Genomic DNA, 17,255 nt, shown 5'->3' on the forward strand with positions numbered 1-17,255 from the left:
CCTACTGTTGCTGCTGCGCCGGTCAGTGGCGAAGGCCGAGGACGAGGTCCGGGGCGAGCTGCTGACCGATCTGCTGACGGCACCGACCCGCAACCCGGCGGCGTTGCTGGCGCGCGGAAGGCGGCTGGGCATAGACCTGACGGCGCCACACGCGGTGCTGATCGCCCATGTGGACGGAGTGTCGAGACGACGCCTGGCGATGGCGTGCGCCCGGTACGCGACGCTGGTGGGCCTCCACGCGGAGCAGGTGGTGCTGCTGGCGAACGCGGACCCGGCGGAGCTGGCCCCGAGGCTGGCGACGACGTTGACCGCCGCGGTGGAGGCGCCGGTAACCGTGGGCGCGTCCGGCCCGGCCGCGGGGCCATCCGCGGTGGCGACAGCGTTCGACGAGGCACGGCGGTGCGTGCGTTCACTGCTGGCGTTGGGCCGGGCCGGCCATGGCGCGGCGCTGTCGGACCTGGGGTTCGTAGGCCAGCTGATCGGCGACAGAACCGACCTGGCCGGATATGTGAGGGCGACCCTCGGCCCGGTCCTGGAGTACGACGAACGCCGAGGCACGGACCTGGTGGCAACGTTGCGGGCGTACTTCGAGTGCGGCACCAACCTGACCCGCGCGAAGGAGGTGCTGCACGTTCACGTCAACACCGTGGTACAGCGACTGGACCGAATCGCGTCACTGCTGGGCGCGGACTGGCAGACCCCCAACCGCGCACTGGAGATCCAGATAGCACTGCGACTACAACAACTCCACTGAGCTGCGTCGTGGCACGGTTCTGCATTCCGACCGTGGCGGGGAGTTCACAGCGCACCTGACGGCGCGAGCGTGCTTCAGTCACGGGCTGCGCCGATCGATGGCGCGACCGGGATCTGCTGGGACAACAGCCCGGCGGAGTCGTTCTGGACGACGTTCAAACACCAGAAGTACTACCGGCACGTGTACGCCACGAAGACGGAACTCGTTGCAGCGATTGACAAGTGGGTCACGTTCTACAAACAGTGCGCGAAGGCACTCCGCGATCGGGATGCTCAGTCCCGACGCCTACGAGCGATCACTGACACTGGCTGCCTAACTGTGTAAGCCCCTGTCCACCGTTCGGGGTGAACCTCAGGCCCGGGGCGGTCTTGGGGCGCTTGGAACTGTGTCGACCATGTTGGGCTCTGGGTGGCACAGTCGGCCGCATGGGTCCGTTGCTCGTCGCGCTTGGGATTGACAACTTTGGGTCGGGGCTCTTTCTGCCGCTCACTCTCGTCTACGCGACGCGGGTTGTCGGGTTGCCGCTGGCTGTGGCCGGGGTGACGGTTACCGCTGGTACCTTGGTCGGATTGCTTGTGCCGCCGGTTGCCGGACGTCTTGTCGATCGGGTCGGGCCGCGGCCGGTGGTCGTTGCCTCGCAGGTTCTGCAGGCGCTCGGCGCCTTGGTGTTCGTCGGTGCTGGCGGGGTTGTCACCGTTGCCGTGGCGGTTTGTTTTCTTGCTGCGGGGCAGCAGCTCTTCTACAGTTCGGTCTTCGCCTTGATCTCTGATGTTGTTGGGGAGCGGGAGAAGGATCATCCCTTTGCCGTGGTCGGGATGGTTCGGGGTGCTTGTTTCGGCGTCGGAGGACTCTGTGCCGCCTGGTTGCTTACGGTTGGCGATTTGCGGGTCGCTGTTTTGATGGATGCCGCCAGTTTCGTTGTCTGCGCGATTGTCCTGGTGGCCCTTGTTCGGGTTTCGCATGTTCGGGTGACGGCGACAGGTGGCGGCAGCCGGGTGTCCCGGCGGTTTCTTCTCTTGATTCTCGTCACCGGACTGGTCGCGCTCGGGGTCGACTTCTTTCTTGTCGGAATGCCCGTCTGTGTTCTTGACCTTGGCTCGCCCACTTGGTTGCCCGGTGTCCTGCTCGCGCTGCACACCGCTGTGACCAGCGCCTGTAGCACCCTCGCCGTTCGAGCTACCGGTCGTTTGTCGCGGACCACCACTCTTGCGTTTGCCGGTTGGCTGCTGGTGTTGTGGTGCGGGTTGTGTCTCGTCACCCCCGCCTTACCTCCTGAGTGGCGGCCCGCCTGGTTGCTCGGCTCCGCGCTCGTGTTGGCGGCGGGCGGAACGCTGTTTGGGGCTCGGGTCAACGCGCTTGCCGTCGCGCTTGCTCCTGCTGCCACGCGTGGGCGGCATCTTGCGGCTTTTCAGTACGCCTTCACCGTTCCCGGGGTGTTGGCGCCGGCCGTGGTGGCCTTGTTCACGCTTGGGGCCTGGGCGCCCTGGGTGGTTGTCGCCCTGTGTGCGGGGTGCGGGGCGGTTGCTTTTCGGGCGTTCGGGGCGCGGTTGCCCGCTGACGCGGTTGGTCCAGCCAGTGTTCCAGTTCGGTGACTGCTTTCTGGAACTCCGGCGCCAGTGGGACCAGGCGGTCCGAGTAGACGTCTACCAGACCATCCGCGTGGTTGCCGTTTCTTATTCGGTGATAATGCTGTAGGTTTGCGCGACCTTTGGCGCGGACCATTTGACGGTAGACGCCACCGCTCCGGGTTATGGGGAGCAGGGTGTCCAGGGTTCCTTGCAGGGTGATCAGTGGTTTGCCAATGCGGCCTGTTAGGGCTATCTGGTTTACCGCTCTTCCTACTTCTCGTGGGCGGGATTCGTAGTCGTAGTCGGCGTCGCAGTTCGGGGTGCCTGATGTGCAGTACGGGAGGCCGGCTTCCAACGCGCCGTCGAACGTTGGGTCCAGTTCTTCTCGGTAGATGCGTTGGGTCAGGTCCCAGTAGACGTCGTTGTGGTACTGCCACAGGAACTCGGAGCCGGGGGCGTAGCCTGCCGCCAGGATTCGTTGGTGTGCTTGTTCGTCTCCTGCTTTGTAGGCCGGGTAGTCACGCATTGCCTCCGGTAGGAACGTGAAGAGGTTGGGACCCTCCGGTCGCCACAGGGTGCCTTCCCAGTCGATGCCGCCGTCGAACAGCCACGGGTGGTTCTCCAGTTGCCAGCGCACCAGGTAGCCGCCGTTGGAGATGCCGGCGGCTGTCGTGCGTCGCGGGAGACGGCCATAGCGCTGTGCCACAACGGCCTTGGTGGCGATCGCCAGCTGGGTGAGGCGCCGGTGCCATTCGGCCATCGCGTCGCCGGGGTGGCGGCCGTCCCGGTAGAACTGTGTGCCTGTGTTGCCTTTGTCCGTTGCCGCGAAGGCGTAGCCCTTGGACAGTACGAAGTCGGCGATCGCGCGGTCGTTCGCGTACTGGCGGCGGTTGCCTGGAGTGCCTGACACGACCAGGCCACCGTTCCAGTGGTCAGGCAGGCGGATGACGAACTGGGCGTCGTGGTTCCAGCTGTGGTTCGTGTTCGTCGTGGAGGCGTCCGGGAAGTAGCCGTCGATCTGGATGCCCGGCACGCCTCGTGGTTGCGGCAGGCTTGACTGGGTCAGGCCTGTCCAGTCGGCCGGGACCGTGTGGCCCGACGCGACCGTGCCGGCGGTGGTCAGCCCGTCCAGGCACGACACCTCCTGGTGTTCGGCCATCGGGACTCGAAGGGATGCGCAGCCTGGTTCCGCGGTTGCCACCGCCGGGGCGAGTGTGGTGACCAGGGCGAGGATGGTGGCCCTTGCGAACATGGCGCCGACGGTAGGAGCACGCCCGGGCGTTGGCCATGCGTTCGTTCACCACAGTTCGACGGGTGAATGTGGTGGCTCGCACCCTCATGTCCGTGTGTGGTCCCGCTTAACGTCGAGGGCACTACAGCGAGCACGATGAGGTGCGGCATGTTTCGAATGGCTCTCGCAGTTATGTTGACACTTGTCGGTCCTGTCGCCGACAACCCGGGCAACCTCGCGATGGTGCGTCATGTGCCGGACGGGTTGCCGGCGGGACGCCCGGTGGTCGTGGCGTTGCACGGATGCACGCAGACCGCCTCCGCGTATGGGACGGGGTCCGGGTGGATCGAGTTGGCCGACCGGCTGAGATTCACGGTGTTGTTGCCGGAGCAGCGGGCGGCCAACAACATCAGCCGGTGCTTCAACTGGTTCGAGCGCGGGGACACGACCCGTGGGCAGGGCGAGGCGGAGTCGATCGCGCAGATGATGCGGCAGACGGTCGCCGACACGGGTGCGGACCCGTCGCGGGTCTATGTCACCGGGTTGTCTGCCGGGGGCGCGATGACGGCGGTGATGCTGGCGACCTACCCGGACCTGTTCGCGGGCGGCGGGGTCGTGGCGGGCATCGCGTACCGCTGCGCGGCGAGCATGATCGACGCGTTCTCGTGCATGTACCCGGGACGGAACCTGTCACCGTCCGCGCTTGGTGACGCGGTTCGGTCCGCCACGTCGTACACAGGACCGTGGCCGACGGTCAGTGTGTGGCAGGGCAGCGCGGACTTCACGGTCGCGCCGTCGAATGCGACCGAACTGGTCGAACAGTGGACGAACGTGCACGGCATCCCCGCGACGCCGACACGGAGGGACACGGTGGCCGGGCACCCGCACGCCGTGTACGAGTCGGGCGGTCGCGTGGCGGTGGAGACGTACTCGATCACCGGGATGGGGCATGGGCAGCCGGTCGATCCCGGGACGGGTGCGACGCAGTGTGGTCATGCGGGCGCGTATGTGCTGGACGTGAACATCTGCGCGGCGTGGTACATGGGAGCCGCTTGGCATCTGGCTGGCTGACGGGCTGGTGCGGCATTTTGCGCACCTTGGCTTCGCCTCTCCGCGAGTCCTGGAACTCGCGGAGAGGCCGGTTTATGTTCCGGACGCGGTCGGTTGGGGCGGTAACCGATTCGTGGTTCTCCGCGATGTTCAACCATCGGAGTCGAGCTGATCAGGACGGAGACTCGCAATGGCGAGAGGGCAGAGCCACGGGCTGGCGTCGGGAGCGGCAGCATCATCGACTACGGCGACGGCATCATCGAGTACCGGCAGACCGGCAAGTTGCTTTCGGCCTTCAAGGTCAACGTCGCCGACGTGACCGGGTTCTCGGTTCGCAAGGTGACGCGGCAGGACAAGAAGAACGGTGCGGGCGCGTTACAGCGAGGCTTTTTCATCCTGCCGTGATCTTGTAGTTCTGTAGTACGTGGATGGCTTTGGCGAGTCGGCCGATACGGCGTGGGCTGACGCGGACTTTGTGCAGGATGCGCCGCTGTTTGAGTTGGGCGTTCGCGCGTTCGCGCGGGCCGCGGAGCCGGGCGTGGGCCCGGTTGGCGTCGGTCTGTGATGGGGGTTTGTTCTTACCTTTGTACGGGGTGATCACCCGTCGGCGAGTCTGGTCGTAGCCGTGGTAGCCCTTGTCACCCAACGCGATCAGCCCGGCCTGGTCGAGTGCGGCCAAGATCTGCCAGATGCGGGCGGCGGCGGTGTCGTGTGTGCTGGGCGGCAACTCGCCGGACACCCACAGGATCGTCCCATCCGGGGAGGCGATCACCTGCAAGTTCACCCCATGGCGCTTGTGCTTGCCCGAGTAAAACGGCCGGTCGACGGCGATCCTGTCGATCAGGATCAACGTGCCGTCGATGATCACGTAGGCCATCTACTCGCGTTTGGCCTTCGCCAGCGCAGCCCGCAGCTTGGGGAGCCCGCGCGGCCAGCAGTTCCACGGCTTCGTTCACGTACCGCCAGCACGTCGTGGTCGAGACCACGAACCCGGCCCCGACCTGAGCGAACGGCTCGCCCTTACACAGATGCACCAACACCAGCAGAGCCTGCTGCCCCGGGGTTGAGCGCCCGCCATGGCGAGCCGATCGCCCGACGGCGGACACCGACCAGCCCGGACACGAAGGTCAGGGTCTGACGTGACAACGGCAACGCGGCACGGTAGAACAGCATACGAAGCCCCTGGTGTCGTGTGGACATGGATCTTGGTCGATCGCTGTCCTACCAAGGGCTTCACTACGTTCCCAACACCGACACACCAACGACCACCTGGCCTGTCCAGCAACCCCGGACCTACAACCCTTACCCACCAACACATCCAGACCAGGATGAAAACCGTTCAGCAGATGCTGATCTTGCAGGGCAGCGGTACAGAGCTTGCGACCTGCCCGGTCAACCACGGAACTGCGGAGAAGATCGAGGCGTGGATTCGAGCGCATCCGTCTTTTCTCGGGAACATCCCCCAGAATTCGGCAGGGGCCGCGCCACCCGTCAGCATCGCGGATGAACTTGTGAAGCTCGCGCAACTTCGTGACTCTGGCGTGTTGTCACCCGACGAGTTCGCTCAAGCGAAGGCGAAACTGCTGGACTACAGAGATTGAACTCCCAGGGTCTGCTGTCTGGTCGATCAAGACCGGCGTGTTGGTGTAATCTTCGTTGGCTCGTAGAGCAACAGCCCCGCTTTGCTGGATCGTATTCTGTGCAAGGAAGACGATCCGCGTCAGGTGGAGCTGTTGCTCTACGAAAATCCTATCTGGGCAGTGCTCTTGGTGACGCTCCGAATCTGGGGTGCCGAATCTCACGGCTCATAGTGCTCTGCGGCTGGGCGATGGCGTGCTATTCGGTGCGGATTGTTGTTAGGCGGGTTGCGCTGTTCAGGAACGGGAGGGTTAGGGCGCTGATTGCCAGGCTGAGGGCTATTGCGCCTCCGCACAGGACTGAGACGCCTGGCCAGTCGATGGACAGTGGTTCGCCTGTCAGGCGGACGATCAGTGCTGCCATGCCTATGCCGGTGACCAGGGCCATCGCCACGCCCAGGGCGATTGGGAGTGCTACCTGCCACAGGAGGGATCTGGCCAGTACTGCTTTCGGGACGCCGCTTGCCGCCAGGATTGCCAGGGGACGGCGGCGTTCTCGGATGTGTTCCAGTGCCAGTACCAGGAGGCTCACGCCTGCCAGCATCAGTGTGAGGACCGAGCCTGCGTACAGTCCCGTTCTGATGGACTCGAAAGTGCTTCGGTTCGCCAGGCGGTCCGGGGCCGTGTCGTAGGAGTACACGGTGGTCTCCCAGCGGAGGTCGGCTACCGCGTTGCGGATCTGTTCCAGTTGGTCGCTTGTTATCCTGCTGTTTGCCAGTACCACTACGGCTACCGGGTTGGGAATGTCGACGCCTTTGATGGCGGCCGGGGTCGCGTAGATCGAGCTGTAGAGCATTGAGTCGGCGCGGATCTTCGCCTTCTTGGCGCCTTCGGGAAGTGTCCAGTGGCCGGTTACCCTGTAGGCGGCTTCGCCGTCCTCGCCGTTGGTTTCGGAGTACTTGCGGAACTCCAGGGAAGTGCCGGGTGTGGGGGTCGAACCGTACGCGTCCGTGGTGAACACGTCGCCGTCCTTGCAGGTCGTCACGCCGCCGAGGCTTCGTAGGGCGGCGCAGTCCAGGACGGTCAGCCCCAACACCTCGTCGTCCGCGATGAAGGCCGCGGCGTTCTGGACTATCGACGCCGCACGCACGCCGTCCGTGTCGAGGAGTCGGCTTTGGGCCTCGTTCGCGACTGCTGGCCGCGTCGTCACCTCCACCACTCCTGGACGGGTGGTGGGAGTCGCGGCGACATCGTGGGAGTCGTCCATGGTCAGCAGGATGGTCTGCACGGTGATCATGCCTGCCACCACGACCGCCACGCCGCTGACCACGCGGGCGGACGTGCCGCTGTCCAGTTGCAGCCGCCGGATGGCCAGCATCCAGGACGGTGGGCCGCCGCTGATGCGGTTCGCCACGCGTTCCAGTAGCCACGGCAGCAGTGCCAGCATGCCGACCAGCATCGCCGTCGCGCCGGTCGTTATCGCGGCGGTCCAGACGCTGGTTCCCTCTGCCGCGCCCAGCTGGGTGGCCATCAAAGCGACGCCCACGGCCAGGATCGTGAAGCGCCACCACGTGCGCCGGCGGACCGGTTTGCTCTGCCGGACCACGCCCAGTGGCTCGATGAGCGTGCGGCGCAGGGCGAACAACGCGGTCAGCACCGACAGTGCCGGGATCAGCAGGGCGACGACCAGCACCAGCCAGGGGTTGGGCACCACGTCCGACGCGTACGCCCGCTCGCCGAACAGCTCTATGTCGTCCGTGTACTGCCGCCCGACCGCGAAGATCGTCGCGCCCGCCGCCATGCCGATGACCGCGCTCACGAGTGACTCGGCGGCCGCTATGCGGCGGACCTGCCAGGAACCCGCGCCGACCAGGCGCAGCGCGGACAGCCTCCGGTCCCTTTCCGCGCCGGCGATGCGGCTCGCCGTGCTGACGAACGTGAACACCGGCAGCAGCAGCACGACCCCGCCGATCAGGATCAGCACCAGCATGCTCGGGTGGAGGTCGTGCTTCGCCGGTGACTCGTTGAAGCCGTACGCCGGCCTCGAGAACTCCGAGTCGGCCAGGGTGCTGTCCGCGCCGACCCAGGCGACCAGGTAACCCGGGCGGAGCACCATCATCTTGTCGAGCGTGCCGACGATCCTGTCCGGGAACCTCGGGCGCAGCAGCTTGCCCTCGTCCGACCGCAGCAGCTCCGCAAGCGCCGGTGAGGCGTACATCTCGCCCGGCCTCGGCAGTCTCGGCAGCGCGTCCGGCTTCGGCGAGTTCGGACCGGACGGCCACACGTACGTGACCATCACGAAGTCGTCGCGGAACTCCATCGGGATCGGCGAGTAGTAGGTCGGCGCCACGCCTGCCACCGGCTCGGCGCGTGGGATGGTTGCCGCCTCTCGCTGCCCGCGGCCTTCGGCCATCGAGCCGATCGACGCGGCGATCAGCAGTACGGCGAACGCGATCGCGATCCCCAACGCGCTGAGCGCGAGCCTCGCCACGGAGGTCCGGCCACCCCCGACGGCCAGCCGGATCCCCACGGCGAGGTCACCCATCCACCCTCGAACAGCGCTCACGCGAACGCCACCTGCCTCGCGTGGCCGTCGCGGACGATGACCTCGCGGTCCGAGTACGCGGCCACCCGTGCCTCGTGCGTCACCAGGATCACGGCGGCGCCCGAGTCCCTCGCCGCACTTGTGAGCAGGCGCATGACGTGCTCGCCGTTCAGCGAGTCGAGCGCGCCCGTCGGCTCGTCGGCGAACACGGCCTTCGGACCCATGACCAGGGCACGGGCGACCGCCACCCGCTGGCCCTGCCCGCCGGAGGCCTCGCCGGGCCGCTTGCCGGCCACGTCGGCGACCTCGAGACGGTCGAGCCACTCGCGTGCCCTGGTCTCGGCCGCGCGCCTGCCCAGGCCGCCGAGCCGCAGCGGCAGTGCGACGTTCTCGAGACAGCTCAGCTCCGGCACGAGCTGGCCGAACTGGAAGACGAAGCCGAAGTCGGTGCGGCGCAGCGCGCTGCGCGGACCGTCCGGCATGGCGGACAGCTCGTTGCCGGCGTAGGTGACCGTGCCCTCGTCGGGCTGGATGATGCCGGCCAGGCAGTGCAGCAGCGTCGACTTGCCGGACCCGGACGGGCCCATCACGGCGACGACCTCGCCGGCGCGGACGGACATGCTCGCGCCGTCGAGCGCCTTCGTGGGGCCGAAGGACTTGACGAGGTCGGTCGCGACCAGAAGCGGCTCGGTCATGCGGACCACCAGGTGCGGGGGGAAGTCATGGTTGTTCCTCGCAGGTTGGTTTGGGCGAGCTCAGTGAGTTACCCGTTTGCGTAAGTCCGTCAGGCGCGCGGCGGTCAGCTCCAGCCAGCGCAGGTCGGCTTCCAGATGGAACAGCGCGTGGTCGCAGATCAGCTGGTCGGCCAGGTCGCCGTCGAGCTTGCGGGCCGTCAGCTCACGCATGGCACGCAGGTGCGCGTGGCGCTGGGTGTCGAGCACGTCCTCGGCATCCCGCTCGGACATGAGCGCGATGATGACCTTGGTGTACAGCGTGCTCTGCATGTACAGCTCGGGCTTCTCCGGCGTGCTCAGCCACGTCTGCACGTCGGTGACGCCCTCCGCGGTGACCGCGTAGCGCTTGCGGTCCGGGCCGCCACCCTGCTCGACGCCCGTCTCCTCGATGAGGCCGTTCTTCAGCAGGCGCGACAGCGTCGCGTAGACCTGGCCGTAGTGCAGTGGCCGGTCCTGTCCGAAATGCTCGTCGTACTCCCGCTTGAGGTCGTAGCCGTGTCGCGGCCCTCGCTCCAGAAGGCCCAGCAGGGTGTGTCCGATTGACATGGCGGCGACTATACACACGAGGTATAGAGGTCGTCTATACACCCGGTGAATAGCTCGCTGAGCTGCGCAGGTACCGCTGTCGGGCCTACAGTGGTCGCGTGAGTGACGTGGACTTGGTGGTCGACTTCCTGAACACCGTCGACCACGCGGCGCACACCGATGTCCTGGACGATCCCGAGGCCTGGCTGGCGTGGCTGGCCGCGCACGAGCTGACCGACAGCGCGGACGTGCGGGCGGTGCGTGGCGCGCTGCGTGCCGCGGCCGGGGACCCGGTGTCGTCACCGGCCGCCGTCTCGGTGCCGGTCACCGTCCGGTTGGCGGGAGGGCCGCCACGGCTGGTCGCGGCGGACGTGGCCGGGGCGGTGCTCGCGGCGGCCAGCCGGCTCGCCGTCAGGGGTGGGTGGGAGCGCGTGAAGATCTGCCCGGCCGACGACTGCCGCTGGGCCTTCTACGACCGGTCCCGCAACCACTCGCGCACCTGGTGCTCGATGCAGGTGTGCGGCAACCGGGAGAAGGCGCGGGCCTGGCGCCGCCGCTCAGAGGAGCAGCTGCGCGACCGTGTAGATCAGTAGACCGGCCAGCGAGCCGACGACCGTGCCGTTGATCCGGATGAACTGCAGGTCGCGGCCCACCTGCAGCTCGATCTTGCGGGACGTCTCCTCCGCGTCCCAGCGCTGCACCGTGTCGGTGATCAGCGTCGTGATCTCGTCGCGGTAGTTGAGCACCACGTACGCGGCCGCGCCCTCGACCCAGCTCTCCACCTTCTCCCGCAAGGCGTCGTCGTCGGAAAGGCGGTGGCCCAGCGAGATGAGGCCCTCGCGGACACGTTTCCGCAGCTCACTGGACGGGTCCTCAGCCGCGTCCAGCAGCAGCCGCTTGGCCGTCGACCAGGCAGAGCCGATCACGTTCTGGACCTCGGGGTGCTGGAGGACCTGCTCCTTCACGACCTCAGCACGGGCCATGGTCGCCGGGTCGGTCTGCATGTCGGACGCGAACTCGACCAGGAACTTGTCGATCGCGAGCCGCATCGGGTGGTTCGGGTCGGTCTTGACCATCCAGGCGAACGACAGCACCTCCCCGTACACCTTGTCGGCGACCATCGAGTCGACGAACTTCGGCGACCAGGTCGGCGCCCGGTTCGACACCACGCGGAGCACCGTCGAGTGGTTGTCCTTCACCCACTCGTAGGCGCGGTCGCACATGAGGTCGACGAGCTTGTGGTGCGTGCCGTCCTCGACCACGCCGGCCATCAGCTTGCCCAGCGGCGGCCCCCACGGCACCGACACGACCCGCTTGACGAGGGCCTGCTCCATGACCGCCTGGACGTCCTCGTCCCGCAGGACGGCGACCACGCCACGCACGACCGTCGCCAGTTCGGCGGTCACCCGCTCGGCGTTGGCCGGTTCGGCCACCCAGCCGCCCAGCCGGGAGGCGACGCCGACCCGCCGCAGCCGCTCCCGCACGACCTGCTCGGACAGGAAGTTCGCGCCGACGAACTCGCCGAGGCTGTCGCCGAGGGCGTCCTTGCGGGTGGGGATGATCGCGGTGTGGGGGATCGGGATGCCCAGCGGATGCCGGAACAGGGCGGTGACCGCGAACCAGTCGGCCAGCGCGCCGACCATGCCGGCCTCGGCGGCGGCCTTCACGTACCCGGTCCAGCCGGGCTCGCCCGGCCACAGGGACATGACCAGGAAGACCGCCGCGGCGCCCAGCAGGAACGACAGCGCCACCAGCTTCATCCTGCGCAGGGCACGCCTCTTCTCGGCCTCCCGGGGAATGGGAGCACTGACCTCACTCATTTGCCGCACCACACCATTGTCCGTGAGGATGACGAACCGTGCGTCGTCCTCCTCTCGTGTCTCGCCTGACCCCGTTCACCTCGACGATCTTCGCGGAGATGACCGCGCTCGCGACCAGGACCGGGGCGGTGAACCTCGGCCAGGGCTTCCCGGACACCGACGGGCCCGCCGGCATGCTGGCGGCCGCGCAGCGGGCGATCGCGGAGGGCGTGAACCAGTACCCGCCCGGCCCGGGACGGCAGGAGCTGCGGGAGGCCATCGCCGCGCAGCGGGCCGCTTACGGCGTCCGGTTCGACCCGGACACCGAGGTCCTGGTGACCGTCGGCGCGACCGAGGCCATCGCGGCCGCCCTGCTCGCGCTGGTCGACGCCGGTGACGAGGTGATCCTGTTCGAGCCGTACTACGACTCCTACGCGGCGTCGGTGGCCCTGGCCGGGGCCACGCGGAAGGTCGTCTCGCTGGTGGACGGCGAGCGGTTCTCCGTCGACCTGGACGCGGTGCGGGCGGCGATCACGCCCCGGACGCGGGCCATCCTGGTGAACTCCCCGCACAACCCGACCGGGACGGTGTTCACGCGCGAGGAGCTGGCCGGCATCGCCGCGCTGTGCGTCGAGCACGACCTGATCGCCATCACCGACGAGGTGTACGAGTCGCTGACCTACGACGGGCTGCCGCACGTGCCGCTGTGCACGTTCCCCGGGATGGCCGAGCGGACGGTCACCATCTCCAGCGCCGGGAAGATGTTCAACTGCACGGGCTGGAAGATCGGCTGGGTGTGCGCGCCGGCGCCGCTGGTGGCGGCCGTGCGCGCGGCGAAGCAGTTCCTGACCTTCGTGGGAGGCGCGCCGTTCCAGCCGGCCGTGGCGTACGCGCTGGCCAACGAGTCGGCGTGGGTGACCGGGCTGCGCGACGACCTCCAGGTGAAGCGGGACCGGCTGTCGGCGGGGCTCGCCGAGGCCGGGTTCGGGGTGCGGCCCAGCCACGGGACGTACTTCGTGTGCGCGGACGTGCGGCCGCTCGGGTTCGCCGACGGTGCCGAGCTGTGCTGGCAGCTCCCGGAGAGGATCGGGGTCGCCGCGGTGCCCGTGCAGGTGTTCACGGACAGCCCGGACCAGTGGCGGCACATCGTCCGGTTCGCGTTCTGCAAGAAGGACGCGGTGCTGGACGAGGCCATCGAGCGGCTGCACAAGCTCGCCTGAGCCTCAGGGGAGGAGCCAGGCGACGTCCAGGGCGCGGGTCGGTAGGCGGGGCTCGCGACGGGTCAGGCGCAGGCCGGCCGCCGCCGCGTCCGCCAGCACCTCCGGCGGGACCGGGTCGGCGCGGCGCATCAGGCAGGCCAGTGCCTTCAGCAGTCGCAGGTCGTCCGCGGTGTACTTCATTCGGCGTCGCCTCCCAGGATGGCCAGCTTGCGGCGTAGTCGGTCGAGACAGCGGGCCCGGGTACGGCCGAGGCTGGTCACCTTGAGCCCGAGGGCCCTGCTGACCTGCACGTAGGTCAGCTCCGGGCTGTACATGAGCAGGCCGAGCAGGCTCCGGCAGCGCTGGGAGAGCCGGCGGAACGCCGTCCACAGCAGCTCCTCCTCGTCCGTGTGGCAGACGGGGTCGGCCGGGATCTCCAGGACGTCCGTCGGGACCTCGCGGCGGTGCTGGTACAGGACACGCAGGCACTCGCGGCGCGCGGTCGTCGCGAGCCAGCCCGGCAGCCGGTCGGGTCTGCGCAGTCGGGGCAGGTGCTCGGCCAGCGCCGCCCAGGTCTGCTGCGAGACGTCGGCGGCGTCGGCGCCGTGCAGGCGGTGGGCCCTGACCACCGCCCACACGATGGCCGCATGGCGGTGCACCAGCTCCTGCCAGGCCGCCTCGTCGCCGGTGCTGGCGCGGGTGATCAGCTCGGTCGTCAGCATGCGACTGTGACGGCGCGCGGGTGCGATCGGACCCGGCGGACGCCCGAAATGAGTAGGACCGCCGACGCTCGCCGGAATGCGTCACCAGCGGTGATCAACATTGACCCATCCGGCCGATATCGTGCGCTTTTGCCGTCTTTCCGGGTGGAATCGCCGCCGCTAGGGTGCCATTGTCAGTGGTGTGCTGGATAGTGTGCAGGTGCATGTCGGCACGGGGCGTTCGTGCCGGCCCTTACTGCGTTGACGGACGGTGGTGGTCGCGGTGGAGCCCTCCCGCCTGCTGCGCCGCGCGCTGCTCGTCGCCGCCGTAGCCGTGGCCGGCTGGGTGCTCAGCGCCGTCTTCGCCAGTGTCGCCGGCGCGGACGAACTGCCCGTCGACGACACCCAGGTGTACCAGTCCGACAACGCGCTGGACGGGCTGCTCGGCGGGTTGACCGACCTGGTCGGCGGAGTCACGGACGTGGTCGGCGGCGTCACGAACCGGGTCGCCGACATCGGCGGGTCGCTGATCGACACCTCCGGCGACGTGCTGCCGCCGTCCTCCTCGCCCGAAACGCAGGAACCCGTCACCGAGACACCGCCCGCCACCTCGTCGGGCAGTGCGAACGCGGACCGTGGCGCCGCGCTGCCCCGAACGGAGATCACCCTCCCGCCCGCGTCGGTCGTCACACCGCCCGCGCCGGTGGTCCCCCCGCCGGTGGCCCCGATCGCACCGGCACCGGCCAGGAAGCCGGTCGTGACGGTCCCCGCCGCGCCGGTCGCGGCACCCGCCGCTCAGGACGCCGACAGTGCCGCCACCGAGCACGCCGGCCGCGGCGAGCCCGACCCGGAACCGACCAAGGCGCCCACCGCGCCCGCCGGCTCCGGCACCACCGTGTCCACCGCTCACGACAACACCGGCGGCGCACGCGGCACGCATGGCGTACTGGCGGCGCAGGCTCCCCTCCACCCGGCCGACGCCGGGTTCACCACCCGCAGCCGAGCCGTTGACGGCGCCGGCCGCGTCGCCGGTTTACCGGCGTCCTCGCCCGACTGAACGGCCCCGCACCTCCGGATACGTGTGTCCACAGCCGGCTCGACCGACATCTGATGTGGCCCAACCGGCGCAACCCGCTGGCCCGAACGTTCCACCCGGCGTCCCCCGAACACCACACAGCTACCCGACCTGCCGACCGCGCCCGGTCAGGTCGGGACCTGGCCCCGGCGCCGCGATGCCCCCGCGGCGCCGGGGCTCCCCCTCTGGCGGCTCGTCCGATCGACACAACGAGGGGCTGTGTCGGCGGCCCCTGCCGAGCACACCAGAGGCGAACAGTGCGCTGGATGGCGGAGTCTCCGGCCAATCGGCCGACGGAGACTAGGCCATCCAGCGCACTGTTTTCTACCCTGTATACCGTCTTCTGGTCCAGTCATGTGACCGGAATGAGCCCGTTGGCCGCGATCGGGGCACCACATTCAGCTACCGAGGCGGCAGCGGCGGCCAGCCGCCGCACCGCTTCACGCAGAATGTCAACCGGTTGGGTGTACGGCACGCGGAGCCAGCGTTCCAGTCCCCCGTGTGGGGTGAAGAACGACCCCGGCACGACCCGCACGCCGAAGTTCTGGGCGACGGCCGCGATGCGGGTGCTGACCGGCTGCGGGAGCTGGCACCACAGGGTCGTCCCGCCGTCCGGCACCCGGAACGTCCAGTCCGGGCGGAGCTCGCGCACGGCCGTCACCAGGGCGTCCCGTTGGGCGGCCAGTTGCGCGCGGCGTTCGAGCAGCGGCTCGCGTGACCCGGCGAGCAGCTCGGCGAGGACGAGCTGCTCGAACACGGGGGTGCCGAGGTCGAGGCCACGGCGGCTGGCCAGGAGCCGGGCGATGATGTCCGTGGACGCCCGGACCCAGCCGAGCCGCAGGCCGCCCCAGTGCGACTTGCTGGCCGAACCGGCCAGCAGGACGGCGTCACCACTGAACGGCGGGGGCGCGTTCGCGACGTCGAAGTCCAGGTCGACGTGCGTCTCGTCGACCACGACCGGGGTGCGGGCGCGGCGTAGCGCGGCGGCGAGCCGCCGGCGACCGGGCGCGTCGAGGCGGTGGCCGGTCGGGTTCTGGAAGTCGACGATCAGGTAGGCGAGCCGGGGCGCGGACTGGCGGAGCGCGGCCTCCATGCCCTCGATGTCCCAGCCGTCGTCGGTCATCGCGACCGGCACCGGGAGGGCGCTGGCGCCGCGGATCGCCTCGAGCGCGTTCGGGTACGTCGGATGCTCGACCAGCACCCGGTCGCCGGGGCCGACGAACAGGCGCAGTGCCATGACGAAGGCGAAGTGACCGCCTCCGGTGACGAGGATCTGGTCCGGCGTGGTGGGCAGGCCGCGCTCGGTGTACCGGTCGGCGAGCAGCTCACGCAGTTCGAAAAGACCCTGGTCGTGGTAGCCGTGGGTGGCGAGGTGGGCGGCGAGGCGGGGCAGGGCGGCCTCGGCCGCGGCGGCGACGCCGGGGAGGGCGGGGCACGCGGCCCGCGCGAGGTCGATGGTGGCCGGGTCCTCCGGTGGTTCCTGGGTGCTGATGCCGGCGGGGACGGCCGCCCACGACCCGGCGCCGCGGCGGCTGACCACGAGACCGTCGGCCTTGAGCCGATCCCAGGCCGCGGCGACCATCGTGCGGCTGACGTCGAGGGCGGTGGCGAGCTCGCGTTCGGGCGGGAGTGCGTCGCCGGCGGGGATGCGGCCGTCGAGGATGAGCAGCCGGATGCCGGCGGCGAGGTCGGCGGCACCCTGCCGGGTGCCGCGGCGGCGCCAGTTGCCGAGCAGTTGTGCCACACGTCTCGCGTTCATAAGACCAATTCTTGCAGATTGGCTATTGATAGAGAGCCAATCAGGCCTTGAGATGGCCACATGGCTGTTCTTGATCTGCGTCCCGTGCCGGTGACGACGTCTCCGGTTCGCCGGCTGCCCCAGTTGCTGGGTGGGCTCACGCTGTACGGGGTGAGCATGGGGCTGATGATCAGGTCCGGGCTGGGGCTGGACCCGTGGGACGTCCTGCACCAGGCGCTGTCGCTGCGGACGGGCCTCACGTTCGGCACGGTCACGGCGATCGTGGGTGTGCTTGTGCTGCTGTGCTGGATCCCGATCCGGCAGCGGCCGGGCATCGGGACGGTGGCGAACATCGTGGTGGTCGCGGCGGCGGTGGACGTGACGCTGGCGCTCCTTCCGGCGCCGTCGGCGCTGTGGGTGCGGATCCTGTTGCTAGTGGCCGGCGTGGTGGGGAACGGCCTGGCGACCGCGGCATACATCGGGGTGCGACTCGGGGCGGGGCCGCGGGACGGGCTGATGACGGGGTTCAGCGAGCGCACGAAGCTGTCGATCCGGGTGGTTCGGACCGGGATCGAGCTGACCGCGCTGGGGACCGGCTGGCTGCTCGGTGGGACGGTCGGCGTGGGGACGGTCGTGTACGCGCTGGCGATCGGGCCCCTGACGCAGGCGTTCCTGCCGCACGTGGTGTGGAGAATGAAGGGGCACGATGCGGTCCTGGCTGACCGAGGCGGACCCGTTGCCACCTGAGTGACCGGGCCG

General features: G+C 68.8%; 16 protein-coding genes and 2 pseudogenes. 9 read left to right on the forward strand and 9 right to left on the reverse strand.

Features of this window, described 5'->3' with window-relative positions; translation table 11 throughout:
* Both VET29_RS28150 and VET29_RS28155 read left to right on the forward strand, forming a co-directional pair.
* The coding region (locus tag VET29_RS28150; protein WP_324925862.1) for a PucR family transcriptional regulator at positions 1–754 on the forward strand (754 nt) is incomplete at its 5' end.
* A 425-nt stretch (positions 755–1,179) separates the two neighbouring features.
* Positions 1,180–2,187: pseudogene (locus VET29_RS28155) on the forward strand (MFS transporter); the annotation flags it as partial.
* A gap of 28 nt (positions 2,188–2,215) precedes the next feature.
* Here the strand turns inward: VET29_RS28155 and VET29_RS28160 are convergent.
* Positions 2,216–3,574 (reverse strand): tannase/feruloyl esterase family alpha/beta hydrolase, encoded by a 1,359-nt coding sequence (locus tag VET29_RS28160; RefSeq protein WP_324925865.1) that lies wholly within the window; start codon positions 3,572–3,574, stop codon positions 2,216–2,218.
* 156 nt (positions 3,575–3,730) lie between these two features.
* On the opposite strand from VET29_RS28160, the gene VET29_RS28165 reads away from it, so the two are divergent.
* Both VET29_RS28165 and VET29_RS28170 read left to right on the forward strand, forming a co-directional pair.
* Positions 3,731–4,624: a PHB depolymerase family esterase gene (locus VET29_RS28165; RefSeq protein ID WP_324925867.1), complete on the forward strand. Its 894-nt coding sequence runs from the start codon at positions 3,731–3,733 to the stop codon at positions 4,622–4,624.
* 261 nt (positions 4,625–4,885) lie between these two features.
* Positions 4,886–5,008 carry a hypothetical protein gene (locus VET29_RS28170; protein ID WP_324925869.1) on the forward strand — a complete coding sequence of 41 codons (123 nt, stop codon included), beginning with the start codon at positions 4,886–4,888 and terminating at the stop codon, positions 5,006–5,008.
* Here the strand turns inward: VET29_RS28170 and VET29_RS28175 are convergent.
* Positions 4,995–5,776: pseudogene (locus tag VET29_RS28175) on the reverse strand (transposase family protein). The gene VET29_RS28170 and the pseudogene VET29_RS28175 overlap by 14 nt on opposite strands.
* Before the next feature lie 173 nt (positions 5,777–5,949).
* On the opposite strand from VET29_RS28175, the gene VET29_RS28180 reads away from it, so the two are divergent.
* Positions 5,950–6,204 (forward strand): SHOCT domain-containing protein, encoded by a 255-nt coding sequence (locus tag VET29_RS28180; RefSeq protein WP_324925871.1) that lies wholly within the window; start codon positions 5,950–5,952, stop codon positions 6,202–6,204.
* Between the two features lie 235 nt (positions 6,205–6,439).
* Here VET29_RS28180 and VET29_RS28185 read toward each other — a convergent pair whose 3' ends face one another.
* Genes VET29_RS28185 through VET29_RS28195 form a run of 3 tightly spaced genes read right to left on the reverse strand, consistent with a single transcriptional unit; the run spans position 6,440 to position 10,005 of the window.
* Positions 6,440–8,746, reverse strand: a complete 2,307-nt coding sequence (locus VET29_RS28185) for an FtsX-like permease family protein (protein ID WP_324925873.1) — start codon at positions 8,744–8,746, stop codon at positions 6,440–6,442.
* Positions 8,743–9,420 carry an ABC transporter ATP-binding protein gene (locus tag VET29_RS28190; protein ID WP_324925875.1) on the reverse strand — a complete coding sequence of 226 codons (678 nt, stop codon included), beginning with the start codon at positions 9,418–9,420 and terminating at the stop codon, positions 8,743–8,745. The genes VET29_RS28185 and VET29_RS28190 overlap by 4 nt, the downstream gene beginning before the upstream one ends.
* Positions 9,421–9,480: 60 nt before the next feature.
* Entirely contained in the window at positions 9,481–10,005 is a 525-nt protein-coding gene (locus VET29_RS28195) for a PadR family transcriptional regulator (protein ID WP_324925877.1), read from the reverse strand.
* A 98-nt stretch (positions 10,006–10,103) separates the two neighbouring features.
* On the opposite strand from VET29_RS28195, the gene VET29_RS28200 reads away from it, so the two are divergent.
* Entirely contained in the window at positions 10,104–10,577 is a 474-nt protein-coding gene (locus tag VET29_RS28200; protein WP_324925879.1) for a CGNR zinc finger domain-containing protein, read from the forward strand.
* Here the strand turns inward: VET29_RS28200 and VET29_RS28205 are convergent.
* Positions 10,542–11,804 (reverse strand): DUF445 domain-containing protein, encoded by a 1,263-nt coding sequence (locus VET29_RS28205; RefSeq protein WP_324925881.1) that lies wholly within the window; start codon positions 11,802–11,804, stop codon positions 10,542–10,544. The genes VET29_RS28200 and VET29_RS28205 overlap by 36 nt on opposite strands.
* A 38-nt stretch (positions 11,805–11,842) precedes the next feature.
* Here VET29_RS28205 and VET29_RS28210 point away from each other — a divergent pair, with 38 nt between their 5' ends.
* Entirely contained in the window at positions 11,843–13,003 is a 1,161-nt protein-coding gene (locus VET29_RS28210) for a pyridoxal phosphate-dependent aminotransferase (protein WP_324925883.1), read from the forward strand.
* Positions 13,004–13,006: 3 nt separating this feature from the next.
* Here the strand turns inward: VET29_RS28210 and VET29_RS28215 are convergent, their stop codons facing one another.
* Positions 13,007–13,183, reverse strand: coding sequence for a hypothetical protein (locus VET29_RS28215; RefSeq protein ID WP_324925885.1), 177 nt, complete (start codon positions 13,181–13,183; stop codon positions 13,007–13,009).
* A complete protein-coding gene (locus tag VET29_RS28220) occupies positions 13,180–13,704 on the reverse strand; it encodes a sigma-70 family RNA polymerase sigma factor (RefSeq protein ID WP_324925887.1) in 525 nt (174 codons plus the stop codon). The genes VET29_RS28215 and VET29_RS28220 overlap by 4 nt, the downstream gene beginning before the upstream one ends.
* Before the next feature lie 262 nt (positions 13,705–13,966).
* Here VET29_RS28220 and VET29_RS28225 point away from each other — a divergent pair, with 262 nt between their 5' ends.
* Entirely contained in the window at positions 13,967–14,740 is a 774-nt protein-coding gene (locus VET29_RS28225) for a hypothetical protein (protein WP_324925889.1), read from the forward strand.
* 370 nt (positions 14,741–15,110) lie between these two features.
* Here the strand turns inward: VET29_RS28225 and VET29_RS28230 are convergent, their stop codons facing one another.
* Complete coding sequence (locus VET29_RS28230) at positions 15,111–16,517, reverse strand: PLP-dependent aminotransferase family protein (RefSeq protein ID WP_324925890.1); 1,407 nt, start codon at positions 16,515–16,517, stop codon at positions 15,111–15,113.
* A gap of 60 nt (positions 16,518–16,577) precedes the next feature.
* Here VET29_RS28230 and VET29_RS28235 point away from each other — a divergent pair, with 60 nt between their 5' ends.
* Complete coding sequence (locus VET29_RS28235) at positions 16,578–17,243, forward strand: hypothetical protein (RefSeq protein ID WP_324925892.1); 666 nt, start codon at positions 16,578–16,580, stop codon at positions 17,241–17,243.
* Positions 17,244–17,255: the final 12 nt, after the last annotated feature.

Source organism: Actinophytocola sp., assembly GCF_035634895.1.
Lineage (GTDB): Bacteria > Actinomycetota > Actinomycetes > Mycobacteriales > Pseudonocardiaceae > Actinophytocola.

Bases quoted from the DNA above. Each gene is read 5' to 3' on its own strand.
- VET29_RS28160 (WP_324925865.1), bottom strand. From the start codon at position 3,574: ATGTTCGCAAGGGCCACCATCCTCGCCCTGGTCACCACACTCGCCCCG.
- VET29_RS28165 (WP_324925867.1), top strand. From the start codon at position 3,731: ATGGCTCTCGCAGTTATGTTGACACTTGTCGGTCCTGTCGCCGACAAC.
- VET29_RS28180 (WP_324925871.1), top strand. From the start codon at position 5,950: ATGCTGATCTTGCAGGGCAGCGGTACAGAGCTTGCGACCTGCCCGGTC.
- VET29_RS28190 (WP_324925875.1), bottom strand. From the start codon at position 9,420: ATGACCGAGCCGCTTCTGGTCGCGACCGACCTCGTCAAGTCCTTCGGC.
- VET29_RS28195 (WP_324925877.1), bottom strand. From the start codon at position 10,005: ATGTCAATCGGACACACCCTGCTGGGCCTTCTGGAGCGAGGGCCGCGA.
- VET29_RS28205 (WP_324925881.1), bottom strand. From the start codon at position 11,804: ATGAGTGAGGTCAGTGCTCCCATTCCCCGGGAGGCCGAGAAGAGGCGT.
- VET29_RS28215 (WP_324925885.1), bottom strand. From the start codon at position 13,183: ATGAAGTACACCGCGGACGACCTGCGACTGCTGAAGGCACTGGCCTGC.
- VET29_RS28220 (WP_324925887.1), bottom strand. From the start codon at position 13,704: ATGCTGACGACCGAGCTGATCACCCGCGCCAGCACCGGCGACGAGGCG.
- VET29_RS28230 (WP_324925890.1), bottom strand. From the start codon at position 16,517: ATGAACGCGAGACGTGTGGCACAACTGCTCGGCAACTGGCGCCGCCGC.
- VET29_RS28235 (WP_324925892.1), top strand. From the start codon at position 16,578: ATGGCTGTTCTTGATCTGCGTCCCGTGCCGGTGACGACGTCTCCGGTT.